18 protein-coding genes are annotated in these 16,168 nt (G+C 62.8%); 8 read left to right on the top strand and 10 right to left on the bottom strand.

Going from position 1 to position 16,168, the window contains the following annotated elements; genetic code table 11:
* Positions 1-46: 46 nt before the first annotated feature.
* From J5N58_RS21260 to J5N58_RS21240, 5 genes are all read left to right on the top strand, one after another.
* Entirely contained in the window at positions 47-1,480 is a 1,434-nt protein-coding gene (locus J5N58_RS21260) for an FAD-linked oxidase C-terminal domain-containing protein (protein ID WP_112828321.1), read from the top strand.
* 151 nt (positions 1,481-1,631) lie between these two features.
* Positions 1,632-2,840 carry a glycolate oxidase subunit GlcE gene (gene glcE / locus J5N58_RS21255; protein ID WP_113439284.1) on the top strand — a complete coding sequence of 403 codons (1,209 nt, stop codon included), beginning with the start codon at positions 1,632-1,634 and terminating at the stop codon, positions 2,838-2,840.
* Entirely contained in the window at positions 2,837-3,217 is a 381-nt protein-coding gene (locus J5N58_RS21250; protein ID WP_112828319.1) for a DUF4870 family protein, read from the top strand. The genes glcE and J5N58_RS21250 overlap by 4 nt, the downstream gene beginning before the upstream one ends.
* A 63-nt stretch (positions 3,218-3,280) precedes the next feature.
* Positions 3,281-4,579: a glycolate oxidase subunit GlcF gene (glcF, locus tag J5N58_RS21245; RefSeq protein WP_113439297.1), complete on the top strand. Its 1,299-nt coding sequence runs from the start codon at positions 3,281-3,283 to the stop codon at positions 4,577-4,579.
* Between the two features lie 149 nt (positions 4,580-4,728).
* Positions 4,729-5,190 (top strand): hypothetical protein, encoded by a 462-nt coding sequence (locus tag J5N58_RS21240; protein ID WP_113439283.1) that lies wholly within the window; start codon positions 4,729-4,731, stop codon positions 5,188-5,190.
* Between the two features lie 35 nt (positions 5,191-5,225).
* Here J5N58_RS21240 and J5N58_RS21235 read toward each other — a convergent pair whose 3' ends face one another.
* From J5N58_RS21235 to J5N58_RS21225, 3 genes are all read right to left on the bottom strand, one after another.
* Positions 5,226-5,888, bottom strand: coding sequence for an outer membrane protein (locus J5N58_RS21235; RefSeq protein WP_112828317.1), 663 nt, complete (start codon positions 5,886-5,888; stop codon positions 5,226-5,228).
* Between the two features lie 238 nt (positions 5,889-6,126).
* The gene (locus J5N58_RS21230; protein ID WP_112828424.1) at positions 6,127-6,813 is read right to left on the bottom strand and encodes a L,D-transpeptidase; all 687 of its coding nucleotides are present in this window, start codon (positions 6,811-6,813) and stop codon (positions 6,127-6,129) included.
* Between the two features lie 132 nt (positions 6,814-6,945).
* On the bottom strand, positions 6,946-7,719 hold the full coding sequence (locus J5N58_RS21225) for a L,D-transpeptidase (protein WP_112828316.1): 774 nt from the start codon (positions 7,717-7,719) through the stop codon (positions 6,946-6,948).
* A gap of 203 nt (positions 7,720-7,922) precedes the next feature.
* Between J5N58_RS21225 and J5N58_RS21220 the strand changes: the two genes are divergently transcribed.
* Positions 7,923-8,555, top strand: coding sequence for a DNA-3-methyladenine glycosylase I (locus J5N58_RS21220; protein WP_112828315.1), 633 nt, complete (start codon positions 7,923-7,925; stop codon positions 8,553-8,555).
* 45 nt (positions 8,556-8,600) lie between these two features.
* Here J5N58_RS21220 and J5N58_RS21215 read toward each other — a convergent pair whose 3' ends face one another.
* The 3 genes from J5N58_RS21215 to J5N58_RS21205 form a co-directional block, all read right to left on the bottom strand.
* The gene (locus J5N58_RS21215; protein ID WP_113339763.1) at positions 8,601-9,269 is read right to left on the bottom strand and encodes a DNA-3-methyladenine glycosylase I; all 669 of its coding nucleotides are present in this window, start codon (positions 9,267-9,269) and stop codon (positions 8,601-8,603) included.
* 16 nt (positions 9,270-9,285) lie between these two features.
* The gene (locus tag J5N58_RS21210; RefSeq protein WP_112828313.1) at positions 9,286-9,990 is read right to left on the bottom strand and encodes an HAD family hydrolase; all 705 of its coding nucleotides are present in this window, start codon (positions 9,988-9,990) and stop codon (positions 9,286-9,288) included.
* 138 nt (positions 9,991-10,128) lie between these two features.
* Positions 10,129-11,136 (bottom strand): YeiH family protein, encoded by a 1,008-nt coding sequence (locus J5N58_RS21205; RefSeq protein WP_244712887.1) that lies wholly within the window; start codon positions 11,134-11,136, stop codon positions 10,129-10,131.
* A gap of 101 nt (positions 11,137-11,237) precedes the next feature.
* On the opposite strand from J5N58_RS21205, the gene J5N58_RS21200 reads away from it, so the two are divergent.
* The gene (locus J5N58_RS21200; protein ID WP_112828311.1) at positions 11,238-12,128 is read left to right on the top strand and encodes a LysR family transcriptional regulator; all 891 of its coding nucleotides are present in this window, start codon (positions 11,238-11,240) and stop codon (positions 12,126-12,128) included.
* Between the two features lie 29 nt (positions 12,129-12,157).
* On the opposite strand, the gene copM is transcribed toward J5N58_RS21200, so the two are convergent.
* The 4 genes from copM to J5N58_RS21180 form a co-directional block, all read right to left on the bottom strand.
* A complete protein-coding gene (copM, locus tag J5N58_RS21195; protein WP_112828310.1) occupies positions 12,158-12,544 on the bottom strand; it encodes a CopM family metallochaperone in 387 nt (128 codons plus the stop codon).
* A 74-nt stretch (positions 12,545-12,618) separates the two neighbouring features.
* Entirely contained in the window at positions 12,619-13,008 is a 390-nt protein-coding gene (locus tag J5N58_RS21190; RefSeq protein ID WP_112828309.1) for a hypothetical protein, read from the bottom strand.
* Between the two features lie 82 nt (positions 13,009-13,090).
* Positions 13,091-13,843, bottom strand: a complete 753-nt coding sequence (locus J5N58_RS21185; protein WP_244712885.1) for a hypothetical protein — start codon at positions 13,841-13,843, stop codon at positions 13,091-13,093.
* A gap of 26 nt (positions 13,844-13,869) precedes the next feature.
* Positions 13,870-14,313, bottom strand: coding sequence for a GyrI-like domain-containing protein (locus tag J5N58_RS21180; RefSeq protein WP_113442142.1), 444 nt, complete (start codon positions 14,311-14,313; stop codon positions 13,870-13,872).
* Between the two features lie 179 nt (positions 14,314-14,492).
* On the opposite strand from J5N58_RS21180, the gene hisS reads away from it, so the two are divergent.
* Positions 14,493-16,019, top strand: a complete 1,527-nt coding sequence (gene hisS / locus J5N58_RS21175) for a histidine--tRNA ligase (RefSeq protein WP_113442143.1) — start codon at positions 14,493-14,495, stop codon at positions 16,017-16,019.
* Positions 16,020-16,168: the final 149 nt, after the last annotated feature.

The following is a 16,168-nucleotide window of genomic DNA, read 5'->3' as shown; positions in this document are numbered from 1 at the left end:
CGGCTGGGCGGATGTATCTCTGAAACGTCCGCGCTTGGGGGGAGACATGACCGAGGCGATTGCATTTCTGCAGCCGAATGCCGCCATTCTCGCGCGGCGCAAGGAGATCGTTGCCGATCTCGCCGAACTCGTACCCGCCGAGCGGCTGGTGCATGAGCCGGTCGAACTCGTTCCCTTCGAAACCGATGGCTTCCTCGCCTATCGCCGCCGGCCTCTCGCGGTGGTGTTGCCCGAGACGACGGCGCAGGTCGCAGCCGTGATGAAATACTGTCATCGCTACGGCATTCCGGTCGTGCCGCGCGGCGCCGGAACCTCGCTTTCGGGAGGGGCCATTCCGCAGGAGGATGCGGTCGTGCTGGGCCTTTCGGCGATGACGCGCATTCTGGATGTCGACTATGCCAATCGATGCGCCACCGTTCAGGCAGGCGTCACCAACCTTTCCATTTCCGATGCCGTCGGCGCTGACGGCTTCTTCTATGCGCCCGATCCGAGCTCGCAGCTTGCCTGCACGATCGGCGGCAATATCGGCATGAATTCCGGCGGCGCCCACTGTCTGAAATACGGCGTCACCACCAACAACCTGCTCGGCGTGAAGATGGTGCTGGTCGACGGCACGGTGGTCGAACTCGGCGGCAAGGCGCTGGATGCGGCAGGTTACGATCTGCTCGGCCTTGTCTGCGGTTCGGAAGGCCAGCTTGGCATTGTCACCGAGGCGACGGTGCGGCTGCTCGCCAAGCCGGAAGGCGCGCGGCCCGTTCTGTTTGGCTTCGACAGCGCGGAAGCAGCCGGTTCCTGCGTCGCCGATGTCATCGGCGCCGGCATCGTTCCGGTCGCCATCGAATTCATGGACAAGCCGGCGATCGAGATCTGCGAGGCCTTTGCCCATGCCGGCTATCCGCTCGATGTCGAGGCGCTGCTGATCGTCGAGGTGGAGGGCTCCGAAGCGGAGATGGACGCCATGCTGGCCGATATCTGCGATATCGCCCGCAAGCATGGGGTGAAGACCGTGCGTGAAAGCCAGTCGGCGACCGAGGCGGCCCTGATCTGGAAGGGCCGCAAATCCGCCTTCGGCGCGACCGGCCGCATCGCCGATTACATCTGCATGGATGGTACGGTGCCGCTCAGCCAGCTTGCCGATGTACTCAGGAAGACCTCCGAGATCACCGATCGTTATGGTCTTCGCGTCGCCAATGTCTTCCATGCCGGCGACGGCAACATGCATCCGCTGATCCTCTACAATATCAACGATCCCGAAGACGCGGCCCGCGCCGAGGCGGCGGGCATGGAGATCCTGAAACTTTGCGTCGATGCCGGCGGCTGTCTTACCGGCGAGCATGGGGTGGGCATCGAGAAGCGCGACCTCATGCGCCATCAATACGCTGAAGCCGATCTTGCCCAGCAGATGGCTGTGCGCGCCGCTTTCGACCCGGCTTGGATACTCAACCCCTCCAAGGTCTTTCCGCTGGAGGGCCGGGGGTGAATTTGGCCGAGGCGCATTCTTCGATCAGACGACAAGGGGGATTTGCCCCTTACCTTGACCCTCTTCCCGCAAGCAGGGCGAGGGAACTGAAGCCCTTTGCCCGGATGAGGGGCAGCCGGGGCATGCCGATGACCTCTGCGGGAGCGATTGCATGCTGATCCCTCAAACGGAGATCGAGGCTGCGGCGATGATCCGCGCTCATGCCGAAAAGGCCGTGCCGCTTGCCATATCCGGCGGTGGAACGCGGGCAGGTTTTGGCAATGCCGTTTCGGGAGCGGCCGAACTGCGCTCGACCGGGCTTGCCGGGATCGTCACATACAATCCGGCGGAAATGGTGCTGACGGCGCGCGCCGGAACGCCGCTTGCCTATATCGAATCGGCGATATCCGTGCATGGCCAGTCGCTCGCCTTCGAGCCGACGGATCATCGGGGCATGATGGGAACCCTCGGGCAGCCGACCATCGGCGGTGTCTTTGCCAGCAATGCCTCCGGTCCCCGCCGCTTCACCGCCGGTGCTGCGCGCGATCATTTGCTCGGCGTCCGTTTCGTCAATGGCCATGGGGAAGTCGTGAAGGCCGGCGGCCGCGTGATGAAAAACGTCACCGGCCTCGATCTGGTCAAGCTGATGGCTGGTTCCTTTGGCACGCTCGGCCTGCTGACGGAGGTCACCTTCAAGGTGTTGCCGCAGCCGAAGACGGCGGTGACTATCGTAATTTCGGGGCTGGATGACGAACAGGCGGTAAAAGCGATGGCCGAGGCCATGGCCCTGCCGGTCGAGGTCAGCGGTGCCGCCCATCTGCCGGAGACAGTCAGAAGCCATTTCATCGGCGGTGCGCTGAAGGACGGCCCGGCCACGGTGCTCAGGCTGGAGGGTATCGAGGCCTCGGTTTCCGTGAGGGCGGAGAAGCTTGCGGCGATCATGTCAGGTCATGGTCGGGTATCGCGGCTCGATCCCGAACAGACGGCCCGGCTATGGCGCGAAATCCGCGACGTGCATCCCTATGCGGATGGGACCGAGCGTCCCCTCTGGCGCGTTTCAGTCGCGCCTTCCGAGGGCTGGAAGCTGGTCGCAGCACTCCGGCTGGAAGCCGGCATCGATGCCTATTACGACTGGCAGGGTGGTCTTGTATGGATGCGCATGGAGGCTGATCCCGAGGCGGATCTGTTGCGCCGCCACGTCAAGGCCGCCGGTGGGGGGCATGCGACGCTGATGCGAGCCCGTCCATTCGTCCGCGCTGGCATTTCCGCCTTCGAGCCGCAATCGCCGGCGGTCGCCTTGCTTTCGCAGCGGGTGCGGGAGAAATTCGACCCGCGCGGCATCTTCAATCCCGGCCGCATGGCAAAAGGAGAGACGAAATGACGGACCCGATTTCCTCGCCGCCCGGCGCGTCCCGGCCGGAAAACTGGCTGGAACCCGGAAAGCTCAATGTCCAGCTTGTCTACGCGCTTTATCTTCTCGGCTTCGTCATCGGCATCAGCACCATCATCGGCGTGATCTTCGCCTATCTCAATCGCGGCAAGGCGGGCGGCTGGGTCGATACCCACTACACCTGGGCCATCCGCACCTTCTGGATCGGCCTGCTCTACGGTGTGATTTCGGTGCTGCTGACGGTCGCCGTCGTCGGCGTCCTGCTTGGCATTGCCACGGTCGTCTGGGTCGTCGTCCGCTGCGTCATCGGCCTTCAGAAGGCCTCTGCCGGCCAGCCCATCGACAAGCCGCAGAGCTGGTTGATCTGACGCTCGAGAAAAAAGGAAATGCGGGGCAAGGCGAGCAAGTCGCCGCCCGCCGGGAGGCAGGACGTGCAAACCAACTTCACCGCGGAACAACTCGCCGATCCGCATATCGCCGAAGCGGAAAGCATTCTACGCAAATGCGTGCATTGCGGCTTCTGCACGGCCACCTGTCCCACCTATGTGACGCTCGGCAACGAGCTGGACAGCCCTCGCGGCCGCATCTACCTCATCAAGGACATGCTGGAAAACGGCCGGCCGGCCGACAAGGATCTGGTGACCCATATCGACCGCTGTCTTTCCTGCCTGGCCTGCATGACGACCTGTCCCTCCGGCGTCGACTACATGCATCTGGTCGATCATGCCCGCATTCACATCGAAAAGACCTATCGGCGTCCGCTCATCAACCGGTTGACGCGGGCCGTGCTGGCGATGACCCTGCCTTATCCGGCTCGCTTTCGCGCGGCTCTTCGGCTTGCGCGGCTGGGGAGACCTCTTGCCGGTTTTCTGAAAAGGCTTCCTGCGCTCAGGCCTCTCGGCGCCATGCTGGATCTCGCCCCGGTCTCTGTTCCTCCGGTATCGGATATCGTTCGCCCCGCCGTTCACCGCGCCGCCGGAGAAGGCCGGGGCCGTGTCGCGATCCTGACCGGCTGCGCCCAGGGCGTGCTTGATCCCGGCATCAACGCCGCCACCGTCCGGCTTCTCACCCGCCTCGGCATCGAGGTCGTCGTGCCGGAGGGAGAGGGCTGTTGCGGTGCGCTCGTCCATCATATGGGACGGGAAGAGCAGGCCCTTGCCAGTGCGAGACGCAATGTCGACGCCTGGGTCCGCGAGATCGACCGCGGCGGGCTGGACGCCATCGTCATCACCGCTTCGGGCTGCGGCACCACCATCAAGGATTACGGCCATATGCTGCGGCTGGACCCGGCCTATGCGGAAAAGGCCGCCCGTGTCTCGGTTTTGGCGAAGGATGTCACCGAATATCTCACGTCCCTTGATCTTCCGGTGCAGGAACGGAAGAACCTGACGGTCGCCTATCATTCTGCCTGTTCCCTTCAGCACGGGCAGAAGGTCACCATGGCGCCGAAGACGCTTCTGAAAAACGCCGGCTTCACGGTGCGCGATCCGGCGGAAGGGCATCTCTGCTGCGGCTCCGCGGGCACCTACAACATCATGCAGCCGGAAATCTCGGCAAAGCTCAAGGCCCGCAAGGTCAAGAACATCGAGGCAACGAAGCCCGACGTGATCGCGGCTGGCAATATCGGCTGCCTCACGCAGATCGCCTCGGGAACCTCGATACCGATCGTCCATACGGTCGAACTTCTGGACTGGGCCTATGGCGGAGCGAAACCTGCAAGGCTTGCCTGACCCGCGATAATCTCAGTCTCGGTCGCGCCTGCGAAAGAAAAGACATGGGTCGGGCCTTGGTCAGGCTGCTTCCGTTCATGCTTTTTAAGGTGGTGCTGTTGCAGATTCTCTTCATCGAGGTTCGCCTGGCGACCGGGAGGAGAGATTGAATGCACACCCTATCCGCTGCTCTTGCCATTTTGCTGCTTGCGATGTCCTCTCCGGTCCATGCGGCCGGGCGTCTTTATTGCGCAGCCGACGACAAGGTCGTGAAGCTGTCGATCGAAAGCGACGTGAGCACGGCTGACGACCGCAAACTGTTGAATTTTCGTGGCGTGGCGGGCATCCGCGACGAAAAGGTGCCGGCCGCCTTCCGTCACCTTCGGTTCGACGCCTCCATGCTGAGCCAGCAGTGGACGAACAATCGGGAACTGCGCCTGAAAATATTGTCCGGCATACAAGACCGGAAACTCGTCGGTGACGTCGAACTGACGATACTCACGACCTCCTCCGCCGAGCCGGGACGTTTCCAGGGCAATTACGACCTGCGGATCGAAACCGCGCGGAACAAGAAAGCCCCGCGCGAAACTGTCCTGTCGCACGGGGCCTCGATCGTCTGCGAAACGCGCTGAAAGCTTAAGGCCCCGCAAGGCGAGGCCTGGTCAGCTTAGAAGTGGAAGCTGATGCCGGCGTTGATCGCGTTGGTCATGATGTCGGTCTTCAGCGAAGCGCCGCTGTCGATATCGACGTCGACCCACGAATAGTTGCCCTTGTATTCGACGAAGGCGGACCAGCGGTCGGTGAACTGGTAGGCCACGCCGGCCTGGGCCTGGATCGTCGGGCCGCCGATCTGATAGTTGAAGGTCTCGCCGGTAGCGCGCGTGACTTCGACATGCGGAATGTTGATACCGGCGCCGGCACCGACATAGGGCACGAACTTGGTGCCTTCGATCGGGAAGCGATAGAGCGCGTTCAGCGTCAGAAGGTTCAGGCCGTCGGTGAACTCGAAATGGCTCCAGCCGGCTTCGTCGCGCGTGCCGGTGTCGCTGTAGACCTTGGCATGGCTGTAGTCGATGGAAACGCCGAGGTTCGGCTGGCCGAGTTCTTCCAGCCACCAGGTGCCGCGAACGCCATAATAGGGAGGCATGGAGAAGGACTTGCCTTCCCAGCCTGCGGTGAAGTCAGGCTGGTCGGAGACTTCGACGTCGCTGTGGGGCGCGGACTGGGCGCCGCCATAAACGGAGATCGCCATTTCGGCATGGGCCAGCGACGCGGAAAGAACGACGGCGGCGGCCGATGCGCTGAGCAGGAAACGAAGTTTGATGTTCATGATTGGCGACCTGAAGAATCTAGTTATGACTGACAAGTTTTATAGGGGAATTTCAGCGGCAAGTCTGTTTCCATTTTGCATCACTGTCCCGTGAAAGCCGCGGCCGACGCTTGGTAAATTACCTTTTGTCAAGACATGGAAGGCGTCCCTCGGGCGGCACGGCCGGAATTGGCCGTGCGTATCGGAGGAAGGCGCTTGAGGAAGACCCGGCGCCTGCCTCGATTCGGCATCGCCGGCTTCAGCCGCCGAGAATCGTGCGCAGAATGTCGATGCCGCGGTCTTCGAAGCTCACATCGCCCTGCCTGTTGCCGGGGCCGACGACGATGACCTTCGTGCCGATGTCGGCGCGGTTGTAAAGGTGCTCGACATCCTTGTTCATCATGCGAATGCAGCCGGACGACATGTTGAGGCCGATGGTCCAGGGCTGGTTGGTGCCGTGGATGCGGAAGATCGTGTCGCGACCGCCCTTGAAGAGATACATCGCGCGGGCGCCGAGCGGATTGTCGATGCCGCCTTCCTGGACGACCGGCAGAATATGGCCCTTCTTGGCCTCGCGCGCGCGCATCTCTGCCGGCGGACGCCAGCTCGGCCATTCTTCCTTGCGGCCGATCTTGACCACGCCCGACCAGCCGAAGCCTTCGCGGCCCACGCCCACGCCATAGCGGGTCGCGCGGTTGTTGCCTTCGACGTAGTAGAGGAACTTGTTGTTGGTATCGATGATGATCGTACCGGGCTTTTCGTCGGTGACGAGACGGACGACGCGCCGCTTGAATTTTTCGGCCACCTGTTTCGGCTGAGCTGCCGCCAGCGTCACGTCGCTGGTCGTTGTCGGACGATTGCCGTTGAAGGCCTGCGCCTCGATCGGAGCCAGCGCACTCGTCGCCATGATCGCCGCCGCCGCAAGCACATTCAAGTATTTCTGCATGATGAGATCCCCCAAATCACGGAGACGGGAGCCTATCCGACTCCCGTTCCAATGCAAGCCTTTCAGCATTCTCTCATAAGAAATTAAGGGAAACCAAGGCCGTTGGCCGGGTGATTCATCGTGCGCTGTGACTTACATCACAATAACCTTCGTGCCCACGCCGACCCGTTCGTAGAGATCGACGACGTCTTCGTTGCGCATGCGGATGCAGCCGGAGGACACGCCGTTGCCGATCGTCCAGGGCGCGTTGGTGCCGTGGATGCGGTAGAGCGTGGAGCCGAGATACATGGCGCGGGCGCCGAGCGGGTTCTCCGGTCCGCCATCCATGCGGGCGGGCAGGTAGTGGCCTTTGGCGGCTTCGCGCGCGATCATTTCCTTGGGCGGCGTCCAGTCCGGCCATTCCTTCTTGGCGGTGATCTTGTGGGTGCCTGCCCATTCGAAGCCGGGCTTGCCGACGCCGACGCCATAGCGCTTGGCCTGGCCGTTGCCAGTGACGAGATAGAGGAAACGGTTGTTGGTATCGATGACGATGGTGCCCGGCTTGTGCGGCGTGTCGTAGGCGACCATCTGCGGCAGGAACACCGGATCGATCTGTGTCTTCATCGGCTGGTTCGGACGCATGGCAGCCGGCTGCACCATCTGAGGCTGGGCAGCGGGAGGCATCGGCATGCGGCGCTGAACGACAGGACGCTGCTGCTGGTAGGTTCTGACCTGCTGGCGCTGCTGTACGGGGCGCGGCGCGTAGACGACCGGGCGGGCGGCGCCGCCGAGCTGCATGACCCACGGGGCCGAAAGGTCGGGGCTGACGATCACCGGCGGGCGCGTCTGGTACCGGTCATCGGCCAGGGAGGGCGTTGCGGCAATCAGGCCGGCACAGGCGGCCAGGAATATGGACTTCTTCAACATCGGACGACTCGCTACATTTTCCGAAAACAGGGCCTGACGGCCTCGTTGAAGCGATCGTGCCAGCGGCTTCGCCACAATTGGTAAATGCGCGTTCATTAAAAGGCCGCCTGTGCCGTAAACCTTTCGTCAGGGTTAGCAGCCGGTTTGGAAAAATAGTGAACAAATGGTAAACGTTTGTCCGATTCGATCGGAAAACGGAAAAGATGGAAAAGACGGGACTGATTACGGGCGAAGACGGGCTGACGCGCTGTTTCTGGCATGGCGGCCTTGACGACTACCGGCGCTATCACGACGAGGAATGGGGCAGGCCGGTCACCGACGATTTTCGCCTGTTCGAGAAGATCTGCCTGGAGGGCTTCCAGTCCGGTCTCTCCTGGCTTACCATCCTCAGAAAGCGGGAGAATTTCCGCGCCGGCTTTGCCGGTTTCGATTTCCACAAGGTGGCGCTCTTCGATGACCGTGACATCGCCCGGCTGCTTGCCGATGCCGGCATCATCCGCCATCGCGGCAAGATCGTTTCCACCATCAACAATGCCCGCCACGCCGTCGACCTCAAGGCGGAGTTCGGCAGCCTCGCCCGCTATTTCTGGAGCTTCGAACCCGGCGCCGAGGAGCGCCCCGTCAGCATGGACTACGAGACGCTTCGCGCCAATCCGACCTCGCCGACCTCGGTGCGCCTGTCGAAGGATCTGAAAAAACGCGGCTGGACCTTCGTCGGCCCGACCACCGTCTATGCCTTCATGCAGGCCATGGGCATGGTGAATGATCACATCGAAGGCTGCTGCTGCCGGCCCGAGATCGAACGCCTGCGCGCGGAGTTCGTCAGGCCCGCTTGAAGCTGTTTAAGGCTGCTCGAAAGCAGGGCGAAAAGCCACGTCCAGTCAGTCGATACTGATCCCGAGAACGCGGCTGATCTCGGTAAGCGACCGTCCGGATTCGGCACGCCATGTGTTGAAGGCGGCCTGCACGGCGGCCTTTTCCTTCGCCGAGGAAGGCGCCTTGTCGACGATACCTTCCGCGATCAGGCGGTTTGTCACGCTCTGGGAGAGGATGAAGCTGTCGACGCCGGCAAACCGCAGGAAGTACTGGCCGGTATTGCCGCCGAGCCGCGATCCGCGCTTCTTCAGGACGTCGGCAAGGCCGATATAGTTGTCTGTCGGCCAATCGGCGAAGAAGCGGCCGGCGCTTCCGTGCTCCTTCGCCAGATCGGAAAGGAAAACGGCGTTTTCCTGCACCGAGCGGATCTTCGGCCCATGCCGCACGATCCGGCTGTCTGAGACCAGCCTCTCGAAATCCTCGTCATGCAGCATGGCGCAGCGCGCGATGTCGAAGCCGTCGAAGGCGGCCTCGAAACCGGGCCACATGGCCTCCACGACCTTCCAGTTGAAGCCCGACTGGAAGATGCATTTGGTCATCAGCGACAGGAAGCGGTCGTCGGGCGTTGCAGCGATCTCGTCGCGCGTCTTCGGATATTGCAGGGTGGCCTTCACCGCCGCATCTCCTCCCTTGCGCCCGGCCGCAATCGCCCAGATCTCGTCGAAGCTGTGCATTCCTGTCTCCGCTTTATCAACCGATGTCCGTGATGAGTTTCGGCAGTTCGCCGAGATGGGCGATTTCCCGGAAGCGCGGCGCCTGCTCCGGTTTGTCCACCTGTTCGAGCACCCATGTCAGTTCGTGGGGGACGAAAACGCCCCATGCGCCGGCGGCAATGGCCGGCACCACGTCCGACTTCAGCGAATTGCCGATCATCATCGCCCGTTCCGGCCCATCCGTGGTCTTGCCGAAAATGCGGCGGTAGGTGGTCGCCGTCTTGTCGGAGACGATCTCGACCGCGTCGAAATAATCGCCGAGGCCGGACTGGGCGAGCTTGCGCTCCTGATCGAAAAGATCGCCCTTCGTAATCAGCACGAGATAGTATTCGCCCGCCAGCGCTTCCAGCACGTCGCGGGCATGCGGCATGGTCTCCACCGGATGGCTGAGCAGGTTACGTCCGATGGAAAGGATCTCGCTGATGACCTTTCCGGGCGCCCGTCCCTCGGTGATTTCCAGCGCCGTCTCGATCATCGACAGCGTGAAACCCTTGATGCCGAAACCGTATTGGGCAAGGTTGCGCCTTTCTGCCTCCAGCAGTCGCTCGGAGACCTGCTCGCCTTCTGCGAAATCGGCGAGCAAGTCCCGGAAATGCTCTTCCGTCAGCCGGTAATATTGTTCGTTCTGCCAGAGCGTGTCGTCGGCATCGAAGCCGATGACGGCGAGGGAGCGCGTGTTCATTCGGATGTCTCTTCCTGCAATTCGCGGCCAGAATAGAGCAATTCCAGCAAAAGTGGGAACCGGTTTTGCGTCTGGAATTGCGCGTAGACAATGCTCCTGTGCCGTCTTCGGTTCGGGCCACGCCGCGGCGAGGCGCAATCACATGATGCCGAGCGCCGCGATCATCGTCAGGCTGATCCCGCAAAGCGCCAGCAGCGAGGCGAAGGCCGCCAGCACCACCCGGCCGCCGGATTTCCGGAGGCTCCGCACATCGACCGAAAGTCCGAGCCCCGCCATGGCGACCGTCGTGCTGAGGGTCGAAAGATCGGAAAGACGGGGAAGAAGCCGGTCCGGAAGGGCTCCCGCAGACCTCAGCATCACCATGACGGCGAAGCCGACGATGAACCATGGCAGCATGTGGCGGAGCGATATGCGCTGCCCGGATGCGCCACGCACCAGCCCGACGACGAAGAGAAGCGGCCCGAGCATCAGCACCCGGATGAGCTTGACCAGCGTTCCCGTCTGCAGGCTGACGGCGCCGATCGGGGCGGTGGCCGCCAGCACCTGCGGTACGGCATAGACGGTCAGGCCGGCGAAAACGCCATACTGCACGGCGCTGAGCTTGAGCGCGATGGAAAGGAGCGGCATGAGCAACACGGCGACGACGCCGAGCACCGCGGTAAAGGCAATGGACGCGGCGACATCTTCCGGCTCGGCGCCGACCACCGGAGCGGAAGCCGCGATTGCGGAATTGCCGCAGATCGAATTGCCGAAGGCGATGAGAAAGGCGAGTTTTGGCGAAAGGCCGAAGAACCGTCCGATGGTGAAGCTGACGGCGATCGACAAAAGCACGACCGATGCAATGGCGACGACCAGCATTAGCCCGGCTGCGCCTATCGCCCCGATGCTGATGGAGGCGCCGAGCAACACGATTGCGCATTCGAGAACGAAATGGGCGGAAAACGTAATGCCGGTATCGAAGGAGGCGGGAAGCCTGATGCCGGATCGCAGCGCGACACCCAGGAGGATGGCGAAAACGAGGCTTTCAAGCGGACGCGCGCCGATGAGCGCGATTTCCATGCGCTCCAGCGCAAGGCCGGATGCGGCAACGGCAAGACAGAGGGAGAGACCCGGAAGGATGGCGGACGGATCTGGAAACCGTTTCATTGCGGACACCTGTGGTTGACAGGTGAAGTATCGGCCGCGGAAACGTCGACTTCCATCACATAATATGGCACGGTTCATTCGATAAAAACGAACGTAATGCAATGACCTTCGAACAGCTTTCCATCTTCGTCGCCGTTGCCGAACGCGAACACCTGACACGCGCTGCCGAAGCCATCGGTCTCACGCCGTCCGCTGTCAGCGCCGCCATCCGCAATCTGGAGGCCTATTACCGTGTGGCCCTGTTCAACAGGGTCGGGCGGCGCATCGAACTGACCATGGAAGGCCGCCTGTTTCTCGACGAGGCCCGTGCCACGCTCGCCCGCGCCCGCTCCGCCGAACTCATGCTTTCGGAACTCGGAGGCCTGTCGCGCGGCCGGCTCGCGGTTCAGGCCAGCCAGACGGTGGCGAGCTATTGGCTGCCACCCTTGCTTATGCGGTTTCATGCGGAATATCCGGGCATCGAGCTGGAATTCACCATCGGCAACACCCGTTCGGTGGCCCAGGCGGTAAATGCCGGCACGGCTGATATCGGCTTCGTCGAGGGATCGGTCGATGATCCCGCGCTGTCCGTGACCCGGGTTGCGGACGATGCGCTGCTGGTCGTGACGGCGCCGGGTCATTCCTTCGCGGATGGGCGGCCGCTTGCCGCGCTTCAACTGGTCGAAGAAACAGGCTGGGTCCGGCGCGAACCGGGATCGGGCACGCGCTCGGTCTTCGAGAACACCCTGCGCGGCCTCGGCGTCGATCCGGAGCGGCTGCGCAGCGTTCTGGTCCTGCCGTCCAACGAAGCCGTGCTGTCAGCCGTCGCGGCGGGGCCCTGCGCGGGCGTCGTCTCCGGCGTTGCGGCGGCCGGTCGGCTGGCGCGCGGCGAACTCGTGGCCGCGAATTTCTCGCTGCCGGTCAGGCAGTTTTCCATCCTGCGGCACAAGGAACGCCGCCCCAGCCGGGCGGCGTCCATGCTGGAAAGGATGAGCCTCGAGCAGGCGCGCTAGCCCGGGCCCCCTTTGTCACTGCACGAGCGTCACTTGCCGTGCTTCGCCAGCCATTCCTTCATCATGGCGATCTCGGCTTCCTGAGCCTTGATGATCTCCTCGGCGAGTTTGCGGATTTCCGGGGCCTTGCCGTATTGCAGCTCGATCTTCGCCATGTCGATTGCACCCTGGTGATGCGGGATCATGCCGCGAACGAAATCGACATCGGTGTCGCCGGTGTATTCGATCGCCATGTCGGTATGCATCTTTGCATTCGCCTCCGCAAAGGCCTTGCTGGAAGGCGACTGGTCGCCCTCCGGCTGGTTCGTCATCATGCCGCCGCTCATGTTCATGTGGTCATGGGACATGGTGTCCTGGGCGTAAGAGGCGCTTGCGAGAAGAACGGCGGATGCCGTGAGGAATGCCTTGAAAAGCATAGGGGTTTTCCTTGTCGTTCGGACGGAATTCTGTTTCGGCCTTTGGCCGCTTTCGGTTCGAGAAAGAAACGGATTCAGCCGCGGGGAGGGGGCGTGAGCGGCATCGATGGCTCCGAACGGAAAGCCTTGACAAGGGAAGGAGCTTCGGCGGAACGCGCCGGCGAACCGGCGTCGGCGATGAAGAGGTTGGCGGGCAGCGTCAGGCAGGCGGAACAGTGGGAAGAACGGTCGGTCTTGCCCGGATGCGGACAATCGGCGTCAGCGCTTGCCGCCTCGGCATGGGTGGCCTTGCCTGCGCCGTGCTTCATGTCTCCATGCAGGACATGGGCGGGCTCGTCTGCCTGTGTGGCCGTTGCCGCAGCCTCCTGCATCGGCGCAGCAACGGGCATCGCCATGCCGGTGAAGGGCATGGCGCCATAAGCCAGCGCGGCAAGCAGCAGAAAGGCGCGAAGCAGCAACGTCATGGAAACGAAGTTAGGGGCGATTTCGTCGAAAGCAAGGCCTTTGCCTGGATCTGTCCAGCGTCTGTCGAAACGACATCCATCCTCAGGCGATGACCTTGTGCACGATGCGGTAATCCCCGCTTTCCTCGCCCTCGGGCACCACCGGCCATTCCCATTCCGCGCGGTGCGCGGGCACGTCGACGCCATGCAGCAGGTCGAAGGTCTCGTGCCGTTTGCCGGCCCGGTCGATCACCGCATAGGAAATGTCGGTGACGAGAAGGCTCTTGCAGGTCAGACCGGCGAGACCATCGAGATGGGCCCGGATCAGCCGGGGCAGCGTGTCCTCCGGCATCGATCCCGGCCGCTCCAGTTCCAGCCGCTTCGTCGCGCCGGTGCCGATCTGCGACAGGAGATTGGCCGAGACGACGAAATCGAGGAACGGCACCTGCCTGAGAAAGGCGAGCGGTTCGGGTTCCTGTCCCGCCTTGAGCGTGTCGTAGCCGGAAAGATCGCGCTCGATCAGCCGCACATTCTTCAGGCCCTTGAGCGTCAGCCAGCCGCGGACGCTGGCGAGATGCACGAGATCGACCAGCACCACGGCATCGAATGCGCGCGAAAGTTCGAGGATCGGCACGTCGCGCAGCAGGCCGGAGCCGAGCACGACGGCGGTGCGCCGTTGGTTGAGCGAACCGATGGCCTCGACGATGGCCGCCTTGCTGTTTTCCTCATGCTCCCGCCAGGCCGCGGCACAGCGTCCCGCCCGCGACCACAGATTGACCGAATAGCGGATCGCCTTGCGATGGGCCGGCGTGGTCAGCAGCCAAGTGGCGGCATAGTTCAGGGCTTCGAGGATCATCGCCGGGTGGTCTCCATGGCCTCGCCTCAGCCGAGCAGAAGCGGCTGCGGTTCCAGCGCGACATGGAGTTCGTGGCGGGTATCGGTGAGGCCGGGCGTGTAGCCGAAGTCGATCTTCAGATCGCCCGTCTTCAGCCTGGCCGCTGCCGCATGGTTGTAGAGGCGCCGGACACCCGAGGCGATGTCCGATAGCGGTCCTTCATGGTTGAGGCGCAGATAGCGCCCTGCGGGCAGAACGAGCTTCGTCATGCCGTCGGGTATCTCGGTCGATCCTGCCGCAAGAAATCCCACCAATTCCCGGAAACGGCCCGCCGCCGGTTCGCTCGATACCTCGAGAAACGACGTCGCGCCGGTATCGGCAGCGAATAGCCTTTGCCATAGCTCGGGCATGAGAACGGCCAGGTCCTGCCAGTCTGCCTCGATCTCGTAGCCGATGCAGACGAGTTCCGGCAATTCCACGATTTCGATCATCGGCTCTCCTTGCATCCTTCGGCATGCTTCATTCGCTGCCGAACTAGCCGCAGAAGGGCAAAAAACGCAAGCGCGACAAGCAGGAAGACCGTAGGCAGGCGATCAATATACTTGCCGCCCAAACCTTGATCCTCTAAGACACCGGCAACCTGAAAACACAAGAAATCCCGGTTCCCACCATGAGCGACAAGTCCAAGAAACCGCAGAAACTCAAAGCCCGCCTGCCGCGCGGTTTTGTGGATCGCGAGGCCGCCGATATCCGCGCCGTCAACGAGATGACCGCGAAGATCCGCGAAGTCTATGAACGCTATGGTTTCGATCCGGTGGAAACTCCGCTTTTCGAATACACGGATGCGCTCGGCAAATTCCTGCCGGATGCCGACCGCCCGAACGAAGGCGTCTTCTCGCTGCAGGACGACGACGAACAGTGGATGTCGCTGCGCTACGATCTGACCGCGCCTTTGGCCCGCCATGTCGCGGAAAATTTCAACGAGATCCAGCTTCCCTACCGGACCTACCGCGCCGGCTACGTGTTCCGCAACGAAAAGCCCGGCCCGGGCCGCTTCCGCCAGTTCATGCAGTTCGACGCGGACTCGGTCGGTGCGCCGGGCGTTCAGGCCGATGCCGAAATGTGCATGATGATGGCTGACACGCTGGAAGCCCTCGGCATCAAGCGCGGCGACTACGTGATCCGTGTCAACAACCGCAAGGTTCTCGACGGTGTGATGGAAGCGATCGGTGTTGGCGGTGACGAAAACGCTGCCCGCCGCCTGTCGGTTCTGCGCGCCATCGACAAGCTGGACAAGTTCGGCACCGAAGGTGTGAAGCTCCTGCTCGGCGAAGGCCGCAAGGACGAGTCCGGCGACTTCACCAAGGGCGCGGGGCTCAATGCCGAGCAGATCCGCAAGGTGCTGTTCTTCGTCGGCATCACCGATTACGCCGAGAGCGCCGTGCATCTGGCCGAACTCGTCGCGGGCACCGAAAAGGGCACCGAGGGCGTCGACGAACTCAACACCATCCGCAGCCTCGTTCTGGGCGCGGGCTATGGTCCGGATCGCATCAAGATCGACCCCTCCGTCGTCCGCGGCCTCGAATACTACACTGGCCCCGTTTACGAAGCCGAGCTCACCTTCGACGTGACCAACGAAAAGGGCGAAAAGGTCGTCTTCGGCTCGGTCGGCGGCGGCGGGCGTTACGACGGTCTCGTGTCGCGCTTCATGGGCCAGCCGGTGCCGGCCACCGGCTTTTCGATCGGCGTCTCGCGCCTGATGACGGCTTTGAAGAACCTCGGCAAGCTCGGTCAGGCCGACGTGATCGCGCCGGTTCTGGTGACCGTCATGGACGGCGACGTCGAGAGCATGGGCCGCTACCAGCGCTTCACGCAGCAGCTACGCCAAGCCGGCATCCGCGCCGAGATGTATCAGGGCAACTGGAAGAAGTTCGGCAACCAGCTGAAATACGCCGACCGTCGCGGTTCGCCCGTCGCCATCATTCAGGGCGGCGACGAGCGCGCCGAGGGCGTCGTGCAGATCAAGGACCTGATCGAGGGCAAGCGCCTCTCGGGCGAGATCGCCGACAACGCCGAATGGCGCGAGGCCCGCGTCGCCCAGGTCGTGGTACCGGAAGGCGAACTGGTCGCGAAGGTACTCGAAATCCTCGCAGCCCAGGCGGAAGACCGTCGTCGGGCAAAGCAGGCCGATGTCTGAGTTTGTGGACTTTCCCCTCCCCAACCCTCCCCACAAGGGGGAGGGGGCAGGTCGGTGTTTGCCGTCCCCGATGCGTACCGTTTTGTCAGTCTGCAGTTCTCTGCATCAAAAAACGGGGCAAGCTTTATCGGGCGCTCGCATTGCCATTG

Source organism: Paenirhizobium cremeum, assembly GCF_022884085.1.
Lineage (GTDB): Bacteria > Pseudomonadota > Alphaproteobacteria > Rhizobiales > Rhizobiaceae > Allorhizobium > Allorhizobium cremeum.
The sequence above is the reverse complement of the archived record's forward strand: the minus strand, read 5'-3'. Positions and strand labels throughout refer to the sequence as shown.

Coding starts and splice junctions, on each gene's coding strand:
- J5N58_RS21260 (WP_112828321.1), top strand. CDS start 47: ATGACCGAGGCGATTGCATTTCTGCAGCCGAATGCCGCCATTCTCGCG.
- glcE (WP_113439284.1), top strand. CDS start 1,632: ATGCTGATCCCTCAAACGGAGATCGAGGCTGCGGCGATGATCCGCGCT.
- J5N58_RS21250 (WP_112828319.1), top strand. CDS start 2,837: ATGACGGACCCGATTTCCTCGCCGCCCGGCGCGTCCCGGCCGGAAAAC.
- J5N58_RS21240 (WP_113439283.1), top strand. CDS start 4,729: ATGCACACCCTATCCGCTGCTCTTGCCATTTTGCTGCTTGCGATGTCC.
- J5N58_RS21235 (WP_112828317.1), bottom strand. CDS start 5,888: ATGAACATCAAACTTCGTTTCCTGCTCAGCGCATCGGCCGCCGCCGTC.
- J5N58_RS21230 (WP_112828424.1), bottom strand. CDS start 6,813: ATGCAGAAATACTTGAATGTGCTTGCGGCGGCGGCGATCATGGCGACG.
- J5N58_RS21225 (WP_112828316.1), bottom strand. CDS start 7,719: ATGTTGAAGAAGTCCATATTCCTGGCCGCCTGTGCCGGCCTGATTGCC.
- J5N58_RS21220 (WP_112828315.1), top strand. CDS start 7,923: ATGGAAAAGACGGGACTGATTACGGGCGAAGACGGGCTGACGCGCTGT.
- J5N58_RS21215 (WP_113339763.1), bottom strand. CDS start 9,269: ATGCACAGCTTCGACGAGATCTGGGCGATTGCGGCCGGGCGCAAGGGA.
- J5N58_RS21210 (WP_112828313.1), bottom strand. CDS start 9,990: ATGAACACGCGCTCCCTCGCCGTCATCGGCTTCGATGCCGACGACACG.
- J5N58_RS21205 (WP_244712887.1), bottom strand. CDS start 11,136: ATGAAACGGTTTCCAGATCCGTCCGCCATCCTTCCGGGTCTCTCCCTC.
- J5N58_RS21200 (WP_112828311.1), top strand. CDS start 11,238: ATGACCTTCGAACAGCTTTCCATCTTCGTCGCCGTTGCCGAACGCGAA.
- copM (WP_112828310.1), bottom strand. CDS start 12,544: ATGCTTTTCAAGGCATTCCTCACGGCATCCGCCGTTCTTCTCGCAAGC.
- J5N58_RS21190 (WP_112828309.1), bottom strand. CDS start 13,008: ATGACGTTGCTGCTTCGCGCCTTTCTGCTGCTTGCCGCGCTGGCTTAT.
- J5N58_RS21185 (WP_244712885.1), bottom strand. CDS start 13,843: ATGATCCTCGAAGCCCTGAACTATGCCGCCACTTGGCTGCTGACCACG.
- J5N58_RS21180 (WP_113442142.1), bottom strand. CDS start 14,313: ATGATCGAAATCGTGGAATTGCCGGAACTCGTCTGCATCGGCTACGAG.
- hisS (WP_113442143.1), top strand. CDS start 14,493: ATGAGCGACAAGTCCAAGAAACCGCAGAAACTCAAAGCCCGCCTGCCG.